This window comes from Vibrio penaeicida, from assembly GCF_030689305.1.
Lineage (GTDB): Bacteria > Pseudomonadota > Gammaproteobacteria > Enterobacterales > Vibrionaceae > Vibrio > Vibrio penaeicida_B.
In genome coordinates this window covers 202898-227430 of record NZ_JAUYVM010000001.1, presented here as the reverse complement: position 1 = coordinate 227430, position 24533 = coordinate 202898, and the positions used below count along the sequence as shown (strand labels likewise).

Genomic DNA, 24533 nt, shown 5'->3' with positions numbered 1-24533 from the left:
ATTGTTTTTATCTAAGGCTAACGCTTGTCTATTTGCCTTTTTCTATAAAAACTTAGCGGAAGAAGTTTATCGGCATTTCCAGCATTTTCCGTTGACCTTATTGCTAAACCAATCCGTGTTCGTTTTACCCCCAGATTCCGCCCATGTTTTTAAGTATGGGTATGCCACGGCAGCATCGGTATTTTCATTAGGATGCAGCCATTCACTTTGAACATCAAGCGCCCAAGGTAAGCCTGCAGATGTTTGGTAGAAGCGTTCTGCTACTGAATCAGAGTTATCGGCTCCAGATCCAAATAGGCTGGTATCTGCCAAATCGGTATTGGGTTGATTCATTAAATGTACTTCTGTTCCTCGGTTGTAAGTCGCATAAATAAAGGGGTTTATGATGGAGCTAGAGAACGACTCAAGTGCCGTGCTCAGCACAACCGAAACCCGATAATCGACGCCATCTCGCTCATCGGTGTTGTTGGTATTGAAGAAACTGAATGACCCATTGGAAGGCAGTATGTCGTGGATATTACTGAATGCAATGAAGACCATTTCGCCGCTATGTCCGATTTCAGGTGACAAGCTGGATTGGACCCCTGCAACAGTTTTCGTCATGCTCGATACATGGCTTGCTTCAATACCGCTAAGTGAAACGCCAAAGCCATTCGCTCGGCTAGCACCACGAGCGACAGCCTGCCCAATGTAATCGAAGCGCGTCATTTCATTATCGGCATTGGTATAGACTTCGTAAGCGTATCGCGTAACAAAATCGTTTAGGTCGTAATCGCCTTCATTTGGCCACTGATCCTCAAAGCTTAAAGTATACCAACCAGAGGTTGGGGTGCGGCTATAGAATGCTATTGTTGGGTCGTTTGGAGCGTAGTCTTCTGCATCCATTACTCCATCACCATCGGTATCACCAATGGTCGGCCACGTGATTTCTGCGACGCCACTGATCAAACCGTTACTGTCTACGGCATACACCTGCACTTTCCACTGTTCGTTAAGACTCGTTTCGCTTGAAGGTAAAGTTGCGCCCGAGTTGTTGGACTTGCCAGCGAATTCGTCATCAACGAAATACCCTTGCCCAACGTCTACAAACCAACGATAGACGTAAGACACGCTATCGCCATCTGGGTCGGCAGGCGTAGGTCCTGTCACAGTGACCACAAGATCTTCGTTAACGCCCGTTCCCGTATTTCGGCTCAGCGTCGGAGTATAGGGTGGATCATTTGGAATAATGATATAGGTGACGGTCATTAGGCTGTAATTCAACGTTGTTTTCCACGTTCTTCTCGCCATGTCGATATCAAGATCTACATCGATGATGCCATCCGATAAAGAGGCTACTGGAAGGTCAAACACCGTTGTAGACCAAGTTCGATTCGTTCCTTGCAAAAAGCCGGGCGAGAGCATGGAGCCATCGACAGAAATGCTGTCGTATTCCCCGTTTTCGCCATGGCTGGGCTCTGAATCAATATCGTAGGCGTAAATGGTGAGTGTTGATTCCGTAACCTGAGCTCCTGTTGGCAAAGAAATACTGTGTTGCCAAGAGTAATCTTGGTCTTTACCGCTGTAGATATCAAACCCGTAGCCAGAAGGTGCAACATAATGCGGTGACGTACTGTTTGCGTTGATTTTTTGAGTGATAGTGACGGAACCATCATTGTTAGTTACGGTGTTATCCTCCGACGCAGCGCCTAACGCAGAGGTACTGCATAAAGCTAGCGAGAGAAGAAACCACGCAGTTTGATGTGTTTTTCTAATGATCATAGCAGCCTCCTAATCCGTGCCTAATACAAGGTCGCAACCCACATTAATCTGATTCGTTAAATCTGAAATGGACGTCACGCTAGTGCAGTTTTCTCCATCCACCGTGGTTGTCACTTTGATGGATTGCCAGTTGGATGAAAGCCGAAGTTCACTTTGTATTTGACCCATTGAATCGGTTCTTCCAGTGAAGAATGGAATGGGATCTGCGCTGGATGATGTCATGCTGTAGATTTTTAAAATATGGTGCCCACGTATGCTGGCGTTAACCCCATCGACTTGAGTCATGTTGCTGACGACACTGAATGTGATTTGTTGGTTGGACGAGCCTTTCCAATCAAACCCACTAGGCACCGTAATATCTTTAAATTCTGAGCTTGAAATTGGTGCTGAAGGGGAGGGTGACCCAGAACTGCTACTATCGCCGCCTCCACCACCACATGCTGAAAGTATCAAGGTGGCTATGGTTACTGAAATGGCATTTTGTGTGATTTTCATCATTCACCCCGCTAGCTAGTATAGATTTTGGATTTATTACTAATAGTGACTGCAGCAAGCGGTGTGCCAAATTTAATAGCTTGAATTTTAATGTTTTTTATTTTATCGAGTTGGGTTTTGTCTAATTGAGAATCAATTTTGATGGTCAAAAAGCGAAGTGGAAAGGAGGGAAATACAGTAGGAGAGCTGCCAATTTGGCTATCGATAAATACCGACACCACACTCCTACATTTAGAACTAAAATTGAATTGCGATCTGTGGTTACTGAGTAGCAGCCTTAGCAAAATTACTTAGGGCTTGTTTCACTTTACCGATAACTTTTTCACACTTATCCAATCCATGACGAGTGTTGAGATAGTCAGGGCTATTGTAAGACAACCAATTTTCCCCTGCTTCGTCTTGCCAAATGAGCATTTTTTGCGGCAAGTCGATAGCAGCGGTTTGGCTGCATTTCATCAATGGTGTGCCGACTTTTGGATTACCAAAAATAACAAGACGGGTAGGTCTGAGTTCCATTCCCACTTTCTTTGCACCTTCATCATGTTTGATTTGGGTGAAAACGGTCATGCCTTTTTTCTCAAGAACAGCCACAAGGTTCTGAGTTGTTTGATCGACATTGTGATTGCTTTTTATGGTTACAAGGCCGTTTTCAGCAATAGCCGAGTAGGACAAAAGGCATGAAAACACGCCAATAGCGATGGTTTTTTTCATTTTGATTCCTCTGGAAGTAAGGTCAATATTATTGAGTGCATTGACGTTCCTCCAATTCCCCATTCAGAGAGAACAATCGTTTAGAAGAATAAGGCAGAACATAGGTTCTGCCAAGATTCAACCTATTGAATTCGCTTGATTCTTACTTTGGCGACAGCGCCTTGCCAGTCATAGGCAGACTGCGCAAGATCGGCTTCACCGTGGATACCTGGGCTTGGGTAAACATAGCCTTCATCAGTGTCAGCTGCAGCAGAGAATGGCGAACCGCCACAGTGAGGACCAGGAATATTAGCGCATAATTCATCGTTGGCTTCTGTGCCAGCATCGTATGCGTGCATTTGGTAGGTTACCGATTTACCTATGTACCTAGGCAGTCGTTTTCCGCGGAGTGATACCATTGTGTCATTGGTGGGAAGCAGCATAGAAATAAGGCTCAATCGGCTATGCGGGCGAGTTGATGTGATTTCAAATGACACACTTTGGCCATTGTTGAGTAAGCCCTCTGATGGAGAAGTAGAAGAGACATAATTGGAGTCATCAAGTTGAGCTTGCAATGGCGCGATATCTCCCCCTTCGGCGACTCGTTCCACATTATCAGAGACAGGCTCCCCGAGCTTAAAAAGTTGGTGCCTTGGTAAATGGGTCGCACCTAGAAAAGGAGTAAATGAAATGCCCTTTGTAAGGTTCGTTACCGTGACTTCGTAAACTCTTTCTTGATGGTAGTAATAAGAGTTGGCCAGCAATGAAGGAGAAAGACTAAATAGTGCTAAAGAGATGAGTGTTTTTGTTGTGTTTTTCATGCGAAAACCTCGCGTGTCGTTATTAAAGTCATAACGACTATACGCTCAGCCTTTGCTCGAATAACTCACAGAAAGCTCACAAATGCATCACAAATGATGCTCGCGCTATCATTCTTAAGCGCGAGCAGTTTAAGTTGCAAGTGTATTCAATCGCAAGTACACCTATTCTCAAGGTCGCTTAATCCTGAGGTTTTCAATCACAAGTACACTCTACCGCAGAAGGCTAGTTCGACTTTTTGGTTTCCCAGTGCGTAATAAAAGCGACGGCACCAATAATAATGGCTGCACCAAGCCATAGCCGACCCGGAGGAACCCAGCCAAATACCATCCACCCAGCCAACACGTTTAGAGGAAGTTTGGCGTGATCAAAGGGTTGTACAAACGATGCATCGGCAACGGCGTAAGCTTTCACAATTGCCCATTGCGCTAGCGCTGTCATCGCTCCCGCGGCAATCAACACTGCCCATAAATTCCACGTGCTAGGCATAGAAAAATCGGGTAGTGCCAACAATAGATTAAATGGGGTGATCAGCAAAAGAAGGTACACGACCATAGTAGAAGGTGGATCGTTCACTGATAACTTTTTCACCATAATGGAATAACATGCCCAGAAAAATGCAGCACCGACGGGCAATAGTGTCGCCCAGCTAAAGTCGTCTGCCCATGGCTCTAAAATAATCATGGCACCTGCAAAGCCCGCCAATGTCGCAAACCAGCGAGCAGCCCCCACTTTTTCTTTTAGAATCAGGCCTGAACCAACGGTGGCGAAAAGTGGTGATGTCATTAGCAGTGCGATGCCTTGCCAAATAGGGACAGGGTAAGCCAGTGCCCACAGCCAAAGTTGTATACCAATAACGGAGAGAAAAACACGCATTGCATGCCACCCAAAATGTTGAGTTTTGAGTGATTGGCGAATGCCTAGCGTTCTTAGATACGGGAGAATAACCAATAGCGCAATCCCATATTGGAGCAGCGCTACGGTGGTGGACGGAACGCCAAAGTTAATACTTGCGACTTGAGCAAGGCTATTAACAATGGCGAAAGCCATTCCGGCGGTAAGCATCCAAGACGCACCGCGTATAGGGTTATGTTGTTGAGTGTGCATAAAAGTGGTGAATAAAAATTGTGTTTTTAAATCATACGTTTTATTCACCATTAAGCCAACGCTTGTGACACGACAAATCTATTCAAAAAAATTGAATGAATTTGGTGCTGGTCGAATATAAAGGCTTAACCAAGCTAAGCGCATAAGGCTTGGCTTGTTATCACCTCTCGGGTTCAGCTTTTCGCCTTTCGGATTGAGCCAATAGTGCTTCTTGGTATTGTTGTTTCGACTCGCCTTTGTCTAATACCGATTTGAGTAACTGTTTCATGGTTTGAGGCGCTAATTCACCAACGGGTGCGTCTGTATCTAAATTGGTGGGGAAAGAGTAACCATCAGCCGAGGCTGTAAGAATGGCGTCTTTTTCCAATTCGTTCAGTGTTCCTGATTGCCAATGCACACTTAGGTTATCGAAGAGCGTTGACGATACCTTGGCTAAATCTACCGTTTCCATCGGTTTCGCAAACGCAGAGGATATTTGAAGTAAGTTGGCGCAGCGCTGCACGTCTTGTGTGTCGTTTTGTCCTGCTGCGTGCACGATGGCTGGGTTAAAAAAGAGGGCATCGCCTTTGGATAACGGCAGTTGCACACAGTGATCTTCGAAGTACTGTTGAAATATGGGTTCTCTGCACGAGATATATCCTAAAGAGTAGTGTTGAGAGTACGGTAAAAGCTTGGTTGGACCGCTCTCTAGCGGCATATCACTGTGTGCGATAGCTCCTTGCAGAGTCAGTAATGCCGACATTTGCTGAGCATGAACGGGATATTGGCTTAACGTATCTGCGTGTTGAAAACCAAGGTGGTAATCGCGATGAGACTGTTGTGCACGCCCCCCAGGACGAACAATATTGACCTGAGCGGTAACTTGGTAGTTTCCGCCAAGCCAAGACTCTGAAACCAATTTAAGCAAAGGGTTCTTGTAGTAATTGATGAATACCTCTGGGTTCGCCAACGCACTTTTTTGAAACACATTCCAGATACGCCCATTGGCTGTTGCCCCTGCTTGAGCGAAATGATCGCCTTCACCAAACCCTAGCTCTGACGCCAGAATGTCATTAAAAACATGGCTCATTGAATCGACAATTTGGGTATCTGAGAAAAAGTGTTTAATGACGACGATACCACCTCCCATCAGAAAAATACTCGCCAATTCATCTTTGATGGTGTCCCAGTTTTCGGAATCAATTTGATGCGCATCGTATATGACAATACCTTGATGCACTTCAGATGGCCATTTGAGCGCAAATTCTGAAGAGGGAACACGACTGGCGACAAAGTCTTCTAAGCTGATGTTGTCTTTGTTCGCAAACATTGGAAATTTAGAGTTCGAGTACATGGGGTTTCTCCTTTTCCCTAAGTAGTGTCTTACCGTTGTTTTGCTGTGTCCGATGGATATCTGTAACCCTTTGATTTTTTATTTTCCGCCAGATGTTATTGCGCATTCTTATGCAAATGTACGGTTGAATTCTAGCCAATCATCACACTTTTGGGAATCACTTTTTGAATTAACTGTTTCGTTTGTGCTTTGTGTGAAATATTTGTTTCTATCAAAGACAACCCGGCACATACCATCAAGTTGTGCAGCAATGTGGAGAAAAAATGGATGTCTGATTTACTTTCTAAACGGAAAAATCGGGACGAACAGAACCGTATCCAGCACATTACGCCTAAATCGGCAGGTTGGACGTACATTGGTTTTGACGTTGTGCAACTCACGAGTGGTCAAGCTCAAAGTTTTGAAGCCGCGGAAGGACAAGAAGTTTGTGTTGTGCTGGTTTCAGGCAAGGCAACGGCGACATTAGCTGGGGAGAGTTTGGGGGAGATAGGGGAGAGAATGTCGCCATTCGACAAGATCAGACCTTATGCAGTTTACCTTTCAAGCGGAGCTGGATGTACATTAAACGCACAAACAGATTTAGAGCTAGCAGTGTGCCGAGCTCCCGGAAAAGGCACGTATCCATCGCGACTGATTTCTCCTAAAGACATAGGTGCCGAGCATCGTGGCAATGGCCGAAATCAGCGGTTTGTGCATAACATTTTGCCCGACGATGAACCAGCAGACAGTTTGCTGGTTGTCGAAGTTTATACCGATGAGGGTCACACTAGTTCTTACCCCAGTCATAAGCACGATCAAGACGATCCGCCGAATGAAACTTTGCTTGAAGAGACGTACTACCACCGGCTGAACCCAGAACAAGGGTTTTGTTTTCAGCGAGTGTACACCGATGATCGTACCTTGGACGAATCCATGGCGGTTTATGACCGCGATGTCGTTCAGGTACCTAAAGGTTATCACCCTGTCGCGACCGTAGCCGGTTACGACAGCTATTATTTAAATGTGATGGCTGGCCCAATAAGACAATGGTTGTTTACATGGGAAAAAGACCATCAGTGGGTCAATACTGACGAATATAAAAAGATGGACTAAAACATGTTTAATATTGCTCTATTTGGTGCCGGGCGCATTGGTCAGGTGCATGCTGCCAACATTGCTTCACACCCAAAAACTAACCTTACGGCGATTATCGACCCTTATGAAAAGGGCGCTCGTATGTTGGCAGAGAAATACGACGCGCAAGTTATGTCGATACAGGACGCGATGGAAAATCCCAGTATTCACGCGGTTTGTATTGGCTCGGCAACGGATACCCATGCTGATTTGATTGAACTTGCAGCGAAATCAAACAAGGCTATTTTTTGTGAAAAGCCAATTGATTTAAGCCTAGAGCGAGTGCGTCAATGTCTTGAGACTGTTTCTGCCCATCAAGTACCGATGTTGGTGGGGTTCAATCGCCGCTACGATCCTCATTTTTCTGCGTTCCAGCAACAGTATTCTAAAGGAGCGATCGGTAAGGCTGAGTCGTTAGTGATTACGTCTCGCGATCCCGCTCCACCGCCAGTTGAGTATGTCAAAGTCTCTGGCGGTTTGTTTCGGGACATGGCAATTCACGATTTTGACATGGCGAGATTCATACTGGGAGAGGATCCCATTTCTGTGATGGCCCACGGCAGTTGTATGGTGGATGAAGAGATCGGAAAAGCAGGTGATATCGACACGGCGGTAACGGTTCTCTCTTTCCCTTCAGGTGCTACTGCAACGATCATCAATAGTCGTCGATCTGGATACAGCTATGATCAACGCGCAGAACTTCATGGAAGCGAAGGGATGTTGCGTGTAGAAAATTTGCCGGAAAACTTAGTTCAGCAATGGGATGAATCTGGTGTGCAATCAGCGAAACCTCAGCCGTTTTTTCTAGAAAGATACGAAAAAGCCTATCAAGTAGAATGGCAACATTTTGTGGATATTCTCGAAAGAAAAACCGCGCCTTTGTGTAGTGGACATGATGGCGAGATTGCTTTAGTGATAGCTGAAGCTGCCACCGAATCCATGCGTTCAGGGCAGCCTGTTTCGCTATAAGAGAGTCGTAAATAGAGACACTATGAAGCCAATGAAACGGCAATGGTCTGTGCGAGACACAGCGTTGCAGACTGAGCTCTAAAGCCGTCTACATTGGCTTCATTCACAACAAAACTTACATCAGAAAGCTCTGCAATGGGGCTGACTTGGCTGTCTGTAATTGTGACCTGTTTTGCACCTTTCTGTTTAGCAGAGTTTACCCAGTCGTGTGTTTCCTGAGCGTACGGGGTAAAGCTGATCGAAATAACCGCATCTTTTTCTGTGACCATCGCAAGCTGTTCATTGTACATGCCACCCAATCCATCAATCAGCATGACTCGTTTGCCTAAATGACGTAAGGCATACACAAAGTAAGACGCCACACTGAATGAACGGCGCATTCCGACAACATAAACACATTCTGCTTCGTCCAACAGTTTGACTGCTTTGTTCAAATCATCTTCTTCGATTTTGTTTGCCAGCTGCTCTAGCGCGTGGGCATTAGCGTGTGCGAAGGAATGCAAGCGAGAAATCGGCGTGCTTGGTTTAACTTCGTCTGGGGACATGGCTTTTACAAGCTTAACCCTATCGGAATAATTGCTGGTTTCTTCCACCATGTTTTGGCGATACAACTGCTTTATTTCATTGAAGCCACTGAAGCCCAATGCGTTGGCAAATCGAATCAGTGTTGAAGGAGGAACACCGGCGTTACTGGCAATAACGGCAACTGTGTCAAATGCCACATTATCAGGGTTATCCAGTAGATACTGACCCACTTGTTGAAGGCGTCGGCTTAAGCTGCCGTATTCCTTTCGGATACGATCTTGTAACTCATTGAGTGTTGTTGCGGGTTTCATGTAGTGTCCAGATAAGTGAAAGAGATAAGGAAAATTCCCTTCTTTATTTCAATGTTACTTTATTTGGAACAAACATTTCAATTTTACATGTCAAATTCGTGAGAGCTGCCTCGATGCCTTGTTCTTTGATTCCGGCGGTCATTGTGATTAGACCGATTTCCGGGGGGATGCTTGTGTTGGTGGGATGGTTACCCGGTATTCCTGCGCTGCTTTAGGTCAAGAAATGCTTTAGATCTGGATTTGCTATTGCTCTAGAACTTTTCAAGCATAACCAGTTGTAAGTAAAGAAGAGGGAGAGTTCATACCCAATCGAGCTCTCCAAACTCAATTCGGGCTAAAGGGTGATTGTTTTGTCTTTGAACACCAGTTTTTCTATATGGCTTAAGTGATTTTTACCATCTATGCGTTGTTGCTTGTCTTTAACGGTAACTGATCCGTCGCTATGCTTTTCGATTGTGTAAGCTGAAGCGTTTCCTGAAAAGAACACTTTGTTTGTTGCTTCGTTTCCAGTGATGTCATTGTCCATAGAATTGACGATAACATTCGAAGGGTTCGACCCCGTTAATGTAATGTTTTTAAGGTATTGAGAATGGTGAGTATAGGGAACGGATTCGTTAAAACGTAAACTAAAGTCACCAGTAAAACTTTCATCAATTCGAGCATTGTATGTGAGATAAGAGTGGAAGAATTTATTGTTCATTAATTCCGCACCAAGGGTGTCTTCTAGGGCAATTTCTTTACGACTTTTGGCGGTATAAATCCCCCACATTCCATGCGTATTGCTTTCCGACCAAGCCCCCCATAAGCCGTAGTAGGAATCAATGACTGAAGCGAGATATTCTTGTGACAGGCTGTTTTCTTCCGTCAGTTCTTTAATCCAGTTTCTTTGGTCAATACCACCTCCCCATAATCGGTGCGCTAAGGCGTAATATTGCGCTTGTCGTATTTCAGCTTGAAATTCTGGCAGTGCCCCCATGAATGTGTCTTCTTGATCAACACCGATTCCGTAGTCGTGAACCAAGTGCAGAATTTCTTCAAATGTCGCGTCTCGATGATCGTAGTCTTGAGTGGTGTACCACTTGTGCCCTTCAACTTGGATTTCATTTTGGTACAGCGGCTGACCACCTAAATCCGAGGCAGGGTTAGAACCATCGTCCTCACCATTCAGAAGCAAGAGTACTGCATTGTTATCTGCCATTTTGTTGGCGACTTGGGTTTTGTCTGATCCAAACTGTGAATTGGGGAGAGGGGTTAAGTAATGCTCTAAGACTGATCTCGCACGAACAATTTGATTGTCTGATAGCTTGTCTTGCGCGATCAGATGTATTGCTTTTCCATTTGGCGCAAGTACTTTTGTGTAGCGATTGAATTTCATTTCAACGCTGTAGGTTTCTGAAAGTGTGTCGGGTACATCTTCAATTCCTAGGCTTTTTGTCTCTTCAGAAAGAGGAATAAAAACGGCTGAGGCATTACTTGTGCTGTTACAGCCAGTTAAGTTAAACGTGATGGACGTGGCAAGCAAACTAGTAAGAACGAAACGCTTCATTTTTGTATCCCGCTGTGCACTTCGTCAGAGGCGAAGTTCTGGCTATGTGGTTATTTGTATCATTAGACCTTAGCATTTCATGAATTAACCGAATGTTGGGTAAGCGAATGTAAGGATGGACTTTCTAATTTTTCCTCTTGTGTTTATTACTCTTAAAGAATATTAAATTATCGTTTTTCGATAATTTAATGTTGATCTTCGATTCTTTACGATTTAGTATGCGCTTATCCAATCAGATGAGAGTCACCTAATGTCAAAGATCCAAAATCAAAGCCGCCGCGTGCGAATTCTATTTCAATGTTTGTTTGCGCTTACACCTGCTTTGGTGTGTTACTACTGGCTAACAGTAGATACGTCGTATGATTTTTTAACTTCAATGGGCATCATTGAAATGAGTTTCAAGGCGAACGACTTCACCTCCCAACCTTTGGCGCTTAGCACTCGGCTGTTCGCAATGGTTGCGAGTTTATTGTTGTGCAGCATTATTATGTATGCGCTGACGCTGTTAATTCGGCTGTTCAAGAACTACGAACGCGATGAAATTTTTTCGTTGGAGAATGCCAATTATTACCAAAAGCTAGGCTACAGCTTGTTTTATTGGGTCGGCGGCTCGGTCATCTATGGCGCAGTAACATCAGTGATTTTGTCGTTCAACAACCCACCGGGTGAGCGTGTACTTGCAGTCACTTTTCAAGGTTTGGATTTGCTGACGCTTATGTTTGGCTTTATCGTGGTGATCATTTCTTGGGTTATGAAAGAAGGTCATGCACTTGCAGACGAAAACCGTCATACGATTTAAGGGCTTATCATGTCGATTTGTATTAATTTAGATGTAATGATGGCCAAAAGGAAAATGCGATTAAAGACGCTGGCTCAAGAAGTTGGGATTACCGAAGCTAATTTGTCGGTGTTAAAAAATGGCAAAGCAAAAGCCGTACGTTTTTCAACGTTAGAAAAGTTGTGTGAAGTACTCGAATGCCAACCGGGTGATATCTTGGAGTATCAAGCAGAGCATTCAGAGTGATTTTCTAAGGTCGCAGGAAGGTTGGACAAGAATAAAGGCGTGAAGGGAGATTCACGCCTTTATTGTCTGAATGGGTATACGCCATTCAGCGCGACAAATATCTTAGGAGGTTAGCGCAACCCATTGGCTGTCTGAATCTCTTGAGTTTAATGCCGCAAACACAAAAGCCATGCCTTCAGCACCTTCTTCCACACGAGGATATTCAAGGCACAGTGGGTTAGGTTCCTCTCCTGATTCCAGTGCCACAATGTGATTCGCCAAATCAAAATACAAATTAGCGAATGCTTCTCGATAGCCCTCCGGATGCCCGATAGCAACATGAGATACCCTTTGTGCTTCAGGCAATAATCCTTTACCCCCTTTGGTTAAGGTATATGCAGGTGCATCTAACGGTCTAACAACTAATTCATTGGGCTGTTCTTGGTTCCACTCTATGCCACCTTTTGTGCCATAAATCGTGAAACTCAAGCCATGTACGCCACCAGCGGCAGCTTGAGTGACAAATAGCTGACCTCGCGCACGATTTGAATATCGCAATTGCGCTCCACAATAATCGTCTGCTTGACGCCCATCCACCAAGGCAGTGACATCAGCACTGATTTTTTCGGGGATCATTCCTGATACATAATTAAGCAAGTGATAGCTGTGGGTGGCAATGTCACCCAGTATCAATGAAGGACCTGCTAACTCAGGTTTCATGTGCCAATTAGACCCATCAAGTTCGCTGGGTGTTAGCTCAGCCAAATGCCCTTGGATATAATTGCTTTGAAGCATTTTTATGTCACCGATGACACCATCTTTTATCATTGCACGCGCTTGGCGCACCATCGCATAGCCCGTGTAGCCGTATGCGACGCAATAACACCTCTTACTTTGCTTGGCTTTGGCAACAAGATGGTTCGCTTCTTCTTCGTTCATTGTGAGTGGTTTCTCACACATTACGTGAAAACCCATTTCTAGAGCTTGAATGGATAAGGCGTAATGGGTGTTGTTGGGCGTCATGATTGCAATCACATCTGCACCATCTGCTCGGCTTTTTTCCTGTGAAAATAACGCATCAGGCGAAGCGTATCCGCGAACACCCAAAGATTCAGCGGCTTTCAAAGAACGGTCCGGGTTCGAAGAAAAAACACCGGCCACGACGTCAAATTCTTCGTGCATAGTGGCAGCACTTCGGTGAATAGACCCAATAAACGAATCGGGACCTCCACCAATCACAGCAAGCCTTAACCTTCGTCCAAGTTTTTGTATCGAGAGGCTCATATTCTTTCCTTTTATCTGCTAGGAGAAAGGTGCGTGCACGTTAGTCCTGTGCAAAAACTGTTTATTCTGGAGCAAGAAAAATCTAGTCAGGCGCAAGAAGAGCCTAGTCTGGTGCAAGAAGTGACAGGACGCGCACGACTTCTTCTTGAAGTGTAGGCATTGCAGCCAGAGCGAATCGACTTCTATCGAAATGTAAGTCTTCCTCCATCAACGCACGAACTTTGCACCCCATTGCCATCCTAAGCGTGGTCCCTACGTTAAATTTTGCCACTCGGGTCCTTTTGAGCTTTTGTAGATCATCAGAGTGAATTCCCGATGTGCCATGAATAACCAAAGGAATTGGCATGTCTTCTTCAATTTCTTGCAAACGCTTAAAATCAATAGGGCTGTCAGTTCGTGTTTTACGGTGCACATTTCCAACGGATACCGCTAGCGCATCGACGCCACTCTCTTTTGCGTACTGCCAAGCCTCGTTTGCTGAGGTGAGAATCGACTGAATATGATCTCGACCTTCTTCATAGGGTACGGATCCTAGCTCTCCTTCTAAAGAGACACCCAGTGACTTAGCCACTTTTGCTACTTGTTGGGTACGCGCCAAATTCTCAGAAAAAGGCAATTGAGAACCATCAAACATAACGGAGCTGAAACCCGCATGCATCGCCTGATAAACGATCGATTCTTCATAGCAATGATCAAGATGAACAACGACGGGAACTTGGCTTCTCTTGGCGATTGGAACCAGCATTCCTGCCATCACTTCTACGCCAGCCAGATCCACCATGTCTTTATTAACGGCAAGAATTACAGGTCGGTTAATGGCTTCCGCTCCCTGAACAATCGCGATAGCTTCTTCGATTCCAAAAACATTGCAGCAAGCGATAGCGCCTGAGCTGTCAGCCGCTTGAGGAAGTATCTCATTGAGTGATACGAGCATTTTGTTTTCTCTCCCTTTTATTTGAACTTCGCGACCATGTCTTTAATACCCGGAATGGTTTCCACTTGGTATTCATGGTTGGGGTCGAAAAATTGCACCAAAGATTTGCTGGTTTCGCCTACGATAATGGTGAAGTAATACATTTCATAACCCGGTGCCGCCACGCTTGGGTGATAGCCTTTGTTTATCGCGATAACACTGCCTGTTTTAACGTGATAAACCGGTCCTTGATCATCATGGTGCTCATATAAAAACTGCGCACCAAAGCCATGTCCGGGGTTGAAACGAAATTGGTAAACTTCTTCATAACGGCTTTCAGTAGGGAGCCTATCTTCATCGTGTTTATGTGGTGGAAATCCTGACCAGCCACCGGCACCAACGGTGAAGAGTTCACTCACGAGCAAGCGCCCACGGTTGTCGGCGTTTTTTTGACCAAGGATGTGTTTGATTTTACGGTGAGTTTTTGTGTCATCACTGCCATATTGCACTTTGTCTACGTCATCAGGTGTGACAGCAAAAGGCTCGAGTTCTGGGCGATCTTTATCGCCGTAATACCCGCCAGCAATCAGTACATCAGCAGAGTCGCTCATACAGGTAATGTTGGCTGTTGAGCCGACGGGTACATAGACTGCGGAAGGGTCGCCTTCCCAAACCGAATTTCGTTTTCCTACGCCCGGAAACGACTGCTCGTTGACCGATATGTCGCAAGTTCCTCCTGCTAACACAACCACACTTTCATAGTTATCTAAGCTGTATTGGTAGGATTCACCCTGCTTCAACGAGACTGGGTTGAAGTAACACAACGGGGTTGTGTCATCATTAACATCAATGACGGGTTCGTTTTTGTTATTAAATGGTGGAATATGCTTACCCATGACACGACTCCTTGTTGGTTAGCAGTGAAAATTGAGGGGAAAATGGGTGATTGTGTGATTGCATGAAGTCAAGCAGTTCAGGTAATGTCGACATCGCATCAGAACAGGTATTCCCAGTCACATTAATGGCGGCATTTGCACTGCCCATAGCGACGCAGTCTTGCAGGGGCTGCCCATGCAATAGCCCAAAAATCAATGCTCCTGCAAAAGCGTCTCCTGCTCCATAAGGCTTTTTCGCAATGACATTGAATATGCCTTGAGTTGTGCTGGTGAGATTTTTGTTGCTGTCGGAACCAAAGATTCTGCACCCATTTTCACCCGCTTTCGCAACCACTAATTCGGCTTGTTTGCATAAAATCTGGGCGGCAATGAGTGCCATCTCTTCGCTGTCTTTATGGTGAAGCGCACTGCCTTGCATAACTTGATACTCTTCTTCGTTCCCGATGACGACATCACTTATCGACGAGGCTTTTTGGTAACATTCGGAAGCTTCCTCTGCGCTTTGCCATGAATAAACTCGGTAATCTAAGTCAAGCACGACCTTACAACCATGCGCTTTGGCTAATTTCATCGCTCGTAAAGTCGATTCACGGGAAGGAGATTGCGACAGCGCCGTGCCTGATACAATCAGAGCTCGAACGGCTGAGAAATTAACGGCATCAACGTGATCAAAATTCAAGGCGAGGTCCGCAGCTAAGTTTCGGTATATAACCACTTCAGGATTAGGATCAAACTCGGCCAACGCGAGGCTGGTTCGATACTCTCCCTGAACGGTAAATAAATACGTTGTGCCGATGGAATGCGCATTTAGCGTGTCTTTTACGTATTGCCCAACCCCATCTTCTGAGACGCAACTTAAAACCGAAGAATGCGCCCCCAGTTTAGACAGCGCAAAAGCGATATTCGCAGGAGAGCCGCCTACCGCTTTGTGGAAGGTTGATGTGCTTCCTAGAGTTGATCCGAAGTCATTGGTATACAGATCCATTCCAGCTCGTCCGAGGCAAAGTGCATCAATAGGGCGATCATAATGCTCGGCCCAATCACTTAACCGTATTTCATTTTGGGTGTTGGTATTAGTTGTCATCGTAGCTCACCCATATTGCGCCTTTATCGGCAGACTCAACACAGGACTCGACAAACTTAACGCCACTGATACCTGCATCAATATCTGGGTACCAATGGGTGGAAAGAAAGTCGGTGTCTTTGCGTTCAAAGGCGTCGATAGCTAAGGCATAGCGGTGGTAAAGGTTTGCCCACGATTCAAAGAACCCCTCGCCGTGACCTCCGCCAATACGCGAACTGCTCACACCAGCCGCGTCGTTATGAAGGTATGGCATTCCTCGCTCCATGACTTGGGCAGGTTGCCCTTGAATTTCATAACGCAATTGGTTCGGATATTCATCCCACCACTCTATGCTGGCTTTTTCACCGACAATGCGGATTTTTTGCTGATGCATCGATCCAGCGTTAATTGCACTTGCCCACATAGTGCCTGTCGCACCATTGTCGAAATTCATTATGACGTGCGCGTTATCTTCGAGTGGCGAGCGCGATTCAATGAATGATTGCCTAGCACATAAAAGGGACGTCACTTTTAGTCCGGTGATCAGTTCCGCTAAGTAGAAAACATGAGTGCCACAATCTCCAATGATAAAGCTTGGTCCAGAAACCTCAGGGTTCATGCGCCATTTCGCTCCGGGGGAGTTTTTTTCCACTTCTACGTTGTGATACCCATGGGCAAATTGCATTTGAATAACGCGAACCGCGCCAATATCGCCCCTTTGCACCATTTCACGCGCCTGCTGAACCATCACATGACCGGTATACCCATACATAACAGCCAACATGCGGTTATTTTGATGGGCTATCGCTTTAAGCTCTTCTGCTTCAGTGGCATGAAAAGTCACTGGCTTTTCACAAATCACGTGCAACCCAACTTCTAATGCGGCTTTGGCGATTTCGTAGTGCGTTGCGTTTGGTGTGGCAATGGAGACGGCTTGAATACCATTTTCTTTTTTGGCTTCTTCTTCGAACATAACCTTATAGTTGGCGTAGCATCGGTCTTTTTCTAAGCCTAGGTTGGTGCCAAAGTCTACGCAGCGCTGGTGGTCAATATCTAATGCACCAGCTACAAATTGAAACAGACGATCCCGAGCGGCAGCAGCACGGTGCGAATGACCAATTTCACTGCCTCGACCGCCTCCAATGAGCCCCCATCGAATAGGGGCATCAAAGTGTTTTTCTTCATTAAACATCTGGCTACTCCTAAATGCCTCGACGTTGATGACGTCGACCTTCATCCCATTTCTTTTTAGCTTTAACAACGTCTTCTCGATCGGTTATTTCTGGCAGTCCAACTTCCCACCACGCATCAACCGACGACCAGAGCGTTGGGTCGATATCAACCACAAGAACGTAAGTTTGACTTGCTTCTTTTGCACGATTAAACGCGTCTTCAAAATCCGTCAGGCTGTCGACCTTTTCCGCAATAGCCCCTAAGCCTTGAGCGTGCTTAACAAAATCAACTCTAGGAAGCTCTGCTTCTTGTCTGATTGACGTGCAGTCTTTCAGTAAATTGTTAAAACTCTCGTTGCCCGTGTTGTTTTGAAGTTTGTTGATCACTGCAAATCCACCGTTATCACAAACGATCACAATCATTTTGTGACCCGTTAAAACGGAGCTGTAAATATCTGAATTGAGCATTAAATAAGAGCCATCACCGACGAGAACAATGGCGTCACTGTTATCCAGAGCCATTTTCGCACCCCAGCCGGCCGCTACTTCGTAACCCATGCAAGAGAAACCAAATTCAATATCTAACTGACCTGGTTGGCTCGCTTGCCAGTTCATGTTGAGTTCTGCAGGTAAACCACCTGCAGCGGTTATGACTCTGTCGTCAGGCGAAGCCAGCTGATTCACTTTGCCAATAACTTGTGCGTAGGACGGCGTGGCTGTTTCCGAAGGTCGGGTACGTTCTGCAACGATATCCAACCATTTCTGTCTCTCTTGGCGAGCGAAAATCGACCATGTTTTGTCCACATTCCAGTGGGTTAGCATCGGGCTAATCTGTTCGAGTGCTGCTTTGGCATCGGCTTGAATTGGGTATGAAAGGTGCTTAATAACGTCGAAACGGCACGTGTTAACACTGATCAACTTCATGTTCTCATCGCGAAAAACGGTCCAAGATCCTGTAGTGAAATCTTGTAAACGTGTACCGATAGCTAATACCAAGTCTGCTTGTTCGGCGATGTTATTTGCGCTGTCGGAGCCCGTCGCACCAATTGGTCCACAATTTAAGGGGTGTGAGGCTGGTAAGAGAGTTCGACCTGCAATGGTTTCAATTACGGGGATGCCATACTTTTCAGCAAACTCTTGAAGCTGCTGTTGCGCCTCGCTGTAAAACACACCACCTCCAGCCACTATTACCGGTTTCTTGCTCTGCTTAATCAGTGTGGCGGCAGATTCTAAGTCTTCGAATTCAGGCTGAGGGCGTCGAATTCGGTGTACTTTTTTCTCAAAAAACACTTCAGGGAAATCCCAGGCGTCACCTTGAGTATCTTGAGGTAGCGCCAAGAAAACCGGGCCGCAATCACCAGGATCCAGCAAAGTCGCCATAGCTTGAGGCAAAGAGGCGACTAATTGCGCAGGGCTGGTAATGCGATCCCAATAACGAGTTACGGGTTTGAATGCGTCGTTAACCGTTAGAGTCGGGTTATTGAAATGTTCGGTTTGCTGTAAAACCGGATCCGGTAAGCGAGAGTTAAAGGTGTCGCCTGATAAAAGCAATAATGGCAGCCGGTTGGTGTGAGCCACACCCGCCGCTGTAATCATGTTCGTGGCACCCGGTCCGACCGACGATGTAGCAATACCAATGCGTTTTCTCTTGTTAGCACGTGCATAGGCTATCGCCGCCAGCGCCATCGATTGTTCATTCTGCCCGCGCCATGTTGGGAACACATCCTGATTTTCTAGAAGCTGTTGACCCAAACAGGTCACGTTCCCATGACCGAAAATAGCAAACGCGCATCCAAATAAGGATTCTTCTTTACCATCTATTTCTATGTATTGCGCTGCCAAGTAGCGAACGAGCGCTTGAGCTGTTGTGAGTCTTACCGTTGTCATTTGTACACTCCTTGTCTACTCACTATTCGTATTGACCAAATAATAACCTCGCCCTGAAAATGTTTTCAATACATTTGTTGATTCTTTGATCGAAATGAGCTCAATTTGTGCGTAATTGAGATCCTGACAAACAAATATGATTGTTTTTTGTCCTGTTTGTGTTGACATAATGAAAACATTTCCATTATTGTGACTCAAATGTTAATTGAATGTGAATTTTGTATAGGAAGTGACATTGTGGAATTGAAACTTGCAAATGCCCCGTGTTCGTGGGGAATAGAATTTCCAGATAACCCCGATAACCCGTCTTGGCAAACGGTCTTAAATGAGATCAGTACTTCGGGGTATAAAGCAACAGAGCTGGGACCTTTAGGCTATTTGCCGCAAGAAAAAGAAACACTGGGAAAGGAGCTGTCAGAAAGAGGGTTAGAGCTTATAGCGGGTACGCTGTTTGTTCATTTTCATCGAATGGATACCCGACAAGCGATATTGGATCAAACCAAGACAGTGTGTCAGATACTGCAACAGCAAAATGCTAAATATTTGGTCATTATTGACCACGTTTCATCCCCCCGCACTGACCAAGCAGGTCAAGTAGAAACAGCGACACGTCTATCAGACGAAAGCTGGAATTACATGATGGATACGCTGAAGGAAGTAGGACGTATTTGCGCTGACTTCGGCATTGTTCCTACCTTACATGCTCACGCTGGAACCTTCATTGAATATAGAGATGAGTTAGATCGTGCCATGAACGATCTACCGCCAGACTTGATGTCGCTATGCGTTGATACAGGTCACTGCATCTACGCAGGGATGGACCCGTGTGAAGTACTTACTACCTATCAAGATCGAGTTAAATACCTGCACTTTAAAGACATAAATCCAGATGTTCACGAAGTCTCTGTTGCAAATGGCGTCGATTTTTACAAAGCCATTGGCAACAATATTTTCTGCCCATTGGGTGAAGGATGTGTCGATTTTGAAAAAGTAAAACAGACTCTGATTGAAATTGATTTCAAAGGATGGGTAACCGTCGAGCAAGATACTGATCCGAGTGCAAAGAGTGATGCAAAAACCGATGCGGAAAGAAGTCGGGTGTTCATTGAACAAACAATTTTATCCTGAAGCTTCCTACACTAAACAGGCAGTACAACAGGTAAATGCGCGAAATAAAATGTGGAGTTTTTTATGACAGGGAAAGTATCTGCAGAAGCGGCCTCAGCCGCTTCGAGCAACGATGAACGGGTTCGCAAGGTCTCTGTGCTGAACCGATTACTATCAAGACCAGAGTTGGGGGCTGTATCTGGGACAATATTGGTATTTCTATTTTTTGCCATAGTGGCATGGGACTCAGGCATGTTTAATGCCGATGGCATCATGAACTGGACAACGGTATCTGCCCAGCTTGGCATTATTGCTGTTGGTGCCTGTTTACTGATGATTGCTGGTGAGTTTGACCTTTCCATTGGCTCAATGATTGGTTTCGCCGGAATGATGATAGCCATACCCTCTGTTTATTGGGGATGGCCGGTATGGCTAGCCATTATATTTGCCTTTGTTGGTGCGATGGCGATTGGCTTTATTAACGGCTACATCGTTGTAAAAACGGGGTTGCCTTCTTTCATTGTTTCGCTGGCTTTCCTTTTCATCCTGCGTGGGTTAACCATTGCGTTATCCATTATGTTGACCAATAAAACCATCCTTTCCGGCGTGTCTGAAGTCGCAGAGGGAGATATTCTTGCCGCCGCCTTTGGGGGGGAAATAGGCATGGGATTTTTCCAGTGGTTAGCGGACGTCGGTTTGCTTGAAGTTTATAGCGATGGCTCGCCGATCGTGAGCGGCATACCCATGGTCGTGATCTGGTGGTTCATCATTACCATTATCGCTTCATTTGTCCTGCTAAGAACCAAGTTTGGTAACTGGATATTTGCTTCTGGCGGCGATGCCAACGCAGCGAAGAATGTGGGTGTACCAACTGAAAAGGTCAAGATTTCACTATTCATGTTCACTGCGTTCTGCGCAACGGTCTTTGCTGCATGTCAGGTGTTGGAGTTTGGCTCCGCCGCTGCTGACCGAGGGTTGCTTAAAGAGTTTGAAGCGATTATTGCCGCGGTTATTGGCGGTGCATTACTCACCGGGGGGTATGGCTCGGTGATTGGTGCATTTTTTGGCGCTTTGATATTTGGTGTCGTGCAAATGGGGATCTTTTTCACAGGCGTCGATTCTGATTGGTTCCGAGTATTTCTGGGTGTGATGTTACTGATTGCCGTTCTTTTCAATAATTTTATTCGCAAGAAAGTGACCAGCGCACGTTAATACGTTTTCAAGGAGCAATTTATGGATAAGTACATTCTCGAGCTTAAAAACGTCAGTCGCTATTTTGGTTCTGTGATTGCGTTAAAAGACATCGATATGAAAGTGAAAATGGGGGAAGTGCATTGTCTGTTAGGTGACAACGGTGCAGGTAAATCCACCTTAATCAAAACCTTAGCGGGCGTGCACAAACCTTCAGAAGGCGAGTTCTTAATGAACGGATCACCCGTGAGGTTTGACTCGCCTCGCGATGCTCTGGACGCAGGTATCGCGACGGTATACCAAGATTTGGCGTTAGTGCCTTTGATGAGCGTGACTCGAAATTTCTTTATGGGTCGGGAGCTCACTAAAAAATGGGGACCGTTTGAAATATTTGATACCAAACAAGCGAATGAAATTGCGCGTGATGGTTTGGCTGATATGGGGATAGATGTAAGAGACCCTGAACATCCGATCGGTACGATGTCGGGTGGTGAAAGGCAGTGTTTGGCCATCGCTCGTGCCATTCATTTTGGTGCCAAAGTACTGATTTTGGATGAGCCAACCGCAGCGTTGGGTGTTAAGCAATCTGCGAACGTTCTTAAAGTGGTCGCGAGGGCACGAGGTAAAGGTTTAGCGGTGATTTTAATTACCCACAACGTTCACCATGCTTACCCTGTTGCGGATCGATTTACGCTGCTAAATCGAGGAAAAAGTTTAGGTTCATGGAAAAAAGATGAAGTCTCTCGTGAGGAGATTCTGGAAATGATGTCAGGTGGCGAAGAGTTAGAAACGTTGGAAGCGGAATTGGCCGAGTTTGCACGCGCAGATGCCGTGTCGAGTGTGGGTTAGGCAACACATTCTGTCGACAAAAATACAACAGAAGTGGAAGAACTGGATGACTTTCACTTCATTCACAACACATGGAGATATCCGGATGAACAACCTATTGAGCAACATAGCGAAAAAGGCATCGGTATTGGCGTTAGCCATTTGCGGAAGTGCAATAGCATTCACGCCTTTAACTGCATCAGCGGAAGAGCGTTTTGTTTTAGTTAGCCACGCCCCCGATGCTGATTCATGGTGGAACACGATTAAAACCGCGATTAAAGAAGCGGGGCAAAACATGGATGTATCGGTTGAATACCGAAACCCGCCAACCGGTGATCTGGCTGACATGGCTCGAATCATTGAGCAAGCAGTCGCGTCAAACCCACAAGGGATCATCACAACGCTTGCCGACTACGATGTTTTAAAAGGCCCGCTAGAGAAAGCAAAGAAAAAGGGTATACCCGTGGTTACGATTAACTCTGGTACAAAAGAACAGAGTGAAAGTGTTGGTGCATTGTTGCATGTTGGTCAGCCGGAATATGATGCAGGATTTGGTGCAGGTAAACGTGCGAAAGCCGATGGCATTAAATCGTTCCTATGTGTAAACCACTACATCACCAACCCGGCTTCCGTTGAGCGTTGCCAAGGGTTTGCTGATGCGCTGGGTGTAGATTTAGATGGTCAGATGATTGATTCAGGGCAGGATCCAACAGGCATCGAAAAGAAAGTCATGGCGTACATGCGTAAAAACCCAAACATAGAAGCCATTCTGACTTTGGGTCCAACATCTGCTCACCCAACACTTCGTGCATTAGAGAAAAACCGTCAATTGGGTAAAATATACTTCGGTTCTTTTGACTTAAGTAATGAGATTGCGCAAGGCATTAAAGAAGGCAACATTAAGTGGGCAATCGACCAACAGCCATACCTTCAGGGATATCTACCTGTCATGGTACTGACTCTATTCAATCGCTATGGTGTTCTACCTTCAAACCACATCAATTCAGGTCCGGGCTTTGTAACCAAAGAGAACTTGGCGCTTGTTGAAAAACTGGCAGGTGAATACCGATAGTAACATCGCCACTTCTTTTGGCTATTGCCAACAAAAGCCAAGAGTGGTGGCAGGTTTGATATCAAGATTAAGGTTTAGGCTCACAGGGTGTCTGTTCGGTAGGGAGCAGGGTGCGCTAGTGTGACTGTTTTAGGGAGCAGTTGCATGTGTCGGAATGAATGGCGGATCGTTACATCCGGTTTGTGAGCCGTTTTAAATAAAGTAGTAAAGAAAAATACGAGCAAAAGATTTTGAAAACATTTTCAGTTAGACTCCAATGTCACGGTGTCACAAGGTAACAGTTAAGCTAGGTCACATATAACCTTAACCACGTGCTGTTCCTGTAATGTCGCCATGAAATGGAGCGAAATTTTCAACAGACCCCGATACACGCATCGAAAAATATGGAAGTTTGAATGGACGATAGTGAGAACAGCAAAAAGGTTGAGTCAAAAGTACGTAAAGTCACGGTTGTACATGTAGCCGAACGTGCTGGGGTTTCTTTGTCTGCCGTTTCAAGAGCCTTCAACCCTGAAGCCAGTATCTCTTCAAAGCTGAGAAATAAAGTCATGGCAGCAGCGGAAGAGCTGAATTACAAGCCAAACCGACTTGCGAGAGGCATTAAATCTCGTTCCAGCTTGATTGGCATTCTCGTTACCGATTTCAACAATCCATTCTATTTGCCAGTCCTTTCCCAATTCACAGAAGAAATTCAAAAAAGAAACTGCCATAGCCTGTTGATCAAAGTGACCGATGAAATGGATATCAAAGAAGCGGTTGAGCTGGTTATGGAATACAACGTAGATGGCTTGATTATCACTTCCGCTTCATTACCTGAAGCGTTGTCTGATGCTTGTAAGGCGCAAAATACGCCTGTCGTTATTTTCGGGCGAAACTCAGATGAGAACAGCGTTACCGTCGTGAGTTGCGACAACTTAGAAGCGGGCGGTATGGCTGCAGACATGATTTTGGATGCTGGATACAATCGACCTGCATTTGTCACTGGACCTGTCGGTACGTCGGCAACGGTCGAGCGTCAGAGAGGGTTTCTAAGTAAGCTAATATTGCGAGGTTGCGATAAATGGCAGATCGTTGAAGGTGGAGAATTCAGTTACGACGCTGGTTATGACGCGACTGTTCGTATATTTAATTCCAGTGAAAAACCCGATGCCTTGTTCTACGCTGACGACATAATGGCGTGTGGCGGTATGGATGCTATTCGATACGAATTTGGATTAAGAGTGCCAGAAGATGTCGGTATAGTTGGCGTGGATGACATAAGGCTCGCGAAAAGTCGTGCCTACAATTTGGCGACGATTAGGCAGCCATACGAAGAAATGATACAAAAGACGATAGGCACATTGTTTGATCACATCGCAGACTCTGAGTTACCACCGCAATCTATTACACTACCTTGTGAACCCGTTATTCGTGGTTCGATAAAGAAATAAAAGCTTATAAGTGATGGC

Annotated in this window: 24 protein-coding genes; 9 read left to right on the top strand and 15 right to left on the bottom strand. The window is 45.5% G+C overall.

The genetic code is table 11. From position 1 onward, the window contains the following. Positions 1–66: 66 nt before the first annotated feature. The 7 genes from Q8W40_RS00945 to Q8W40_RS00915 form a co-directional block, all read right to left on the bottom strand. On the bottom strand, positions 67–1755 hold the full coding sequence (locus Q8W40_RS00945) for an LruC domain-containing protein (RefSeq protein WP_370693356.1): 1689 nt from the start codon (positions 1753–1755) through the stop codon (positions 67–69). A 15-nt stretch (positions 1756–1770) separates the two neighbouring features. Beyond that, positions 1771–2259: a hypothetical protein gene (locus Q8W40_RS00940; protein WP_305395489.1), complete on the bottom strand. Its 489-nt coding sequence runs from the start codon at positions 2257–2259 to the stop codon at positions 1771–1773. Between the two features lie 8 nt (positions 2260–2267). Further along, a complete protein-coding gene (locus tag Q8W40_RS00935; RefSeq protein ID WP_305395488.1) occupies positions 2268–2474 on the bottom strand; it encodes a hypothetical protein in 207 nt (68 codons plus the stop codon). Positions 2475–2517: 43 nt separating this feature from the next. After that, positions 2518–2967 (bottom strand): DUF302 domain-containing protein, encoded by a 450-nt coding sequence (locus tag Q8W40_RS00930; protein WP_305395487.1) that lies wholly within the window; start codon positions 2965–2967, stop codon positions 2518–2520. Between the two features lie 122 nt (positions 2968–3089). Beyond that, positions 3090–3767, bottom strand: a complete 678-nt coding sequence (locus Q8W40_RS00925) for a spondin domain-containing protein (protein WP_305395486.1) — start codon at positions 3765–3767, stop codon at positions 3090–3092. A gap of 223 nt (positions 3768–3990) precedes the next feature. Continuing rightward, positions 3991–4872, bottom strand: a complete 882-nt coding sequence (locus tag Q8W40_RS00920; protein WP_126606082.1) for a DMT family transporter — start codon at positions 4870–4872, stop codon at positions 3991–3993. Positions 4873–5032: 160 nt separating this feature from the next. Continuing rightward, on the bottom strand, positions 5033–6205 hold the full coding sequence (locus tag Q8W40_RS00915) for a phytanoyl-CoA dioxygenase family protein (RefSeq protein WP_305395485.1): 1173 nt from the start codon (positions 6203–6205) through the stop codon (positions 5033–5035). Positions 6206–6472: 267 nt separating this feature from the next. On the opposite strand from Q8W40_RS00915, the gene iolB reads away from it, so the two are divergent. Beyond that, the gene (gene iolB, locus Q8W40_RS00910; protein ID WP_305395484.1) at positions 6473–7297 is read left to right on the top strand and encodes a 5-deoxy-glucuronate isomerase; all 825 of its coding nucleotides are present in this window, start codon (positions 6473–6475) and stop codon (positions 7295–7297) included. Positions 7298–7300: 3 nt separating this feature from the next. Next, positions 7301–8287: an inositol 2-dehydrogenase gene (gene iolG, locus Q8W40_RS00905; RefSeq protein ID WP_305395483.1), complete on the top strand. Its 987-nt coding sequence runs from the start codon at positions 7301–7303 to the stop codon at positions 8285–8287. 20 nt (positions 8288–8307) lie between these two features. Here the strand turns inward: iolG and Q8W40_RS00900 are convergent, their stop codons facing one another. Together Q8W40_RS00900 and Q8W40_RS00895 are read right to left on the bottom strand one after the other, a co-directional pair. Continuing rightward, positions 8308–9123, bottom strand: a complete 816-nt coding sequence (locus Q8W40_RS00900) for a MurR/RpiR family transcriptional regulator (RefSeq protein WP_305395482.1) — start codon at positions 9121–9123, stop codon at positions 8308–8310. A 334-nt stretch (positions 9124–9457) separates the two neighbouring features. Beyond that, on the bottom strand, positions 9458–10669 hold the full coding sequence (locus tag Q8W40_RS00895; protein ID WP_305395481.1) for a hypothetical protein: 1212 nt from the start codon (positions 10667–10669) through the stop codon (positions 9458–9460). A gap of 250 nt (positions 10670–10919) precedes the next feature. Between Q8W40_RS00895 and Q8W40_RS00890 the strand changes: the two genes are divergently transcribed. Next, the gene (locus Q8W40_RS00890; RefSeq protein WP_305395480.1) at positions 10920–11468 is read left to right on the top strand and encodes a DUF2975 domain-containing protein; all 549 of its coding nucleotides are present in this window, start codon (positions 10920–10922) and stop codon (positions 11466–11468) included. A gap of 9 nt (positions 11469–11477) precedes the next feature. Continuing rightward, positions 11478–11693, top strand: coding sequence for a helix-turn-helix domain-containing protein (locus tag Q8W40_RS00885; RefSeq protein ID WP_305395479.1), 216 nt, complete (start codon positions 11478–11480; stop codon positions 11691–11693). Between the two features lie 102 nt (positions 11694–11795). Here Q8W40_RS00885 and Q8W40_RS00880 read toward each other — a convergent pair whose 3' ends face one another. The 6 genes from Q8W40_RS00880 to iolD form a co-directional block, all read right to left on the bottom strand. Further along, a complete protein-coding gene (locus Q8W40_RS00880; protein WP_305395478.1) occupies positions 11796–12956 on the bottom strand; it encodes a Gfo/Idh/MocA family protein in 1161 nt (386 codons plus the stop codon). Between the two features lie 103 nt (positions 12957–13059). Further along, positions 13060–13890, bottom strand: a complete 831-nt coding sequence (locus Q8W40_RS00875; RefSeq protein ID WP_305395477.1) for a class II fructose-bisphosphate aldolase — start codon at positions 13888–13890, stop codon at positions 13060–13062. A gap of 17 nt (positions 13891–13907) precedes the next feature. Further along, entirely contained in the window at positions 13908–14765 is an 858-nt protein-coding gene (locus Q8W40_RS00870; RefSeq protein ID WP_305395476.1) for a 5-deoxy-glucuronate isomerase, read from the bottom strand. Further along, positions 14758–15849 carry a 5-dehydro-2-deoxygluconokinase gene (iolC, locus tag Q8W40_RS00865; protein WP_305395475.1) on the bottom strand — a complete coding sequence of 364 codons (1092 nt, stop codon included), beginning with the start codon at positions 15847–15849 and terminating at the stop codon, positions 14758–14760. The genes Q8W40_RS00870 and iolC overlap by 8 nt, the downstream gene beginning before the upstream one ends. Further along, a complete protein-coding gene (locus tag Q8W40_RS00860) occupies positions 15839–17020 on the bottom strand; it encodes a Gfo/Idh/MocA family protein (RefSeq protein WP_305395474.1) in 1182 nt (393 codons plus the stop codon). Before Q8W40_RS00860 ends, iolC begins: the two co-directional genes overlap by 11 nt. 10 nt (positions 17021–17030) lie before the next feature. Then, entirely contained in the window at positions 17031–18887 is a 1857-nt protein-coding gene (gene iolD / locus Q8W40_RS00855) for a 3D-(3,5/4)-trihydroxycyclohexane-1,2-dione acylhydrolase (decyclizing) (protein WP_305395473.1), read from the bottom strand. Between the two features lie 237 nt (positions 18888–19124). On the opposite strand from iolD, the gene Q8W40_RS00850 reads away from it, so the two are divergent. From Q8W40_RS00850 to Q8W40_RS00830, 5 genes are all read left to right on the top strand, one after another. Continuing rightward, on the top strand, positions 19125–20015 hold the full coding sequence (locus Q8W40_RS00850) for a TIM barrel protein (RefSeq protein ID WP_305395472.1): 891 nt from the start codon (positions 19125–19127) through the stop codon (positions 20013–20015). A 63-nt stretch (positions 20016–20078) separates the two neighbouring features. Beyond that, on the top strand, positions 20079–21206 hold the full coding sequence (locus Q8W40_RS00845) for an ABC transporter permease (protein WP_305395471.1): 1128 nt from the start codon (positions 20079–20081) through the stop codon (positions 21204–21206). Between the two features lie 21 nt (positions 21207–21227). After that, positions 21228–22034 (top strand): ATP-binding cassette domain-containing protein, encoded by an 807-nt coding sequence (locus Q8W40_RS00840; protein WP_101112268.1) that lies wholly within the window; start codon positions 21228–21230, stop codon positions 22032–22034. An 85-nt stretch (positions 22035–22119) separates the two neighbouring features. After that, positions 22120–23085, top strand: coding sequence for a sugar ABC transporter substrate-binding protein (locus Q8W40_RS00835; RefSeq protein WP_305395470.1), 966 nt, complete (start codon positions 22120–22122; stop codon positions 23083–23085). 395 nt (positions 23086–23480) lie between these two features. Continuing rightward, positions 23481–24515, top strand: a complete 1035-nt coding sequence (locus Q8W40_RS00830; RefSeq protein ID WP_305395469.1) for a LacI family DNA-binding transcriptional regulator — start codon at positions 23481–23483, stop codon at positions 24513–24515. Positions 24516–24533: the final 18 nt, after the last annotated feature.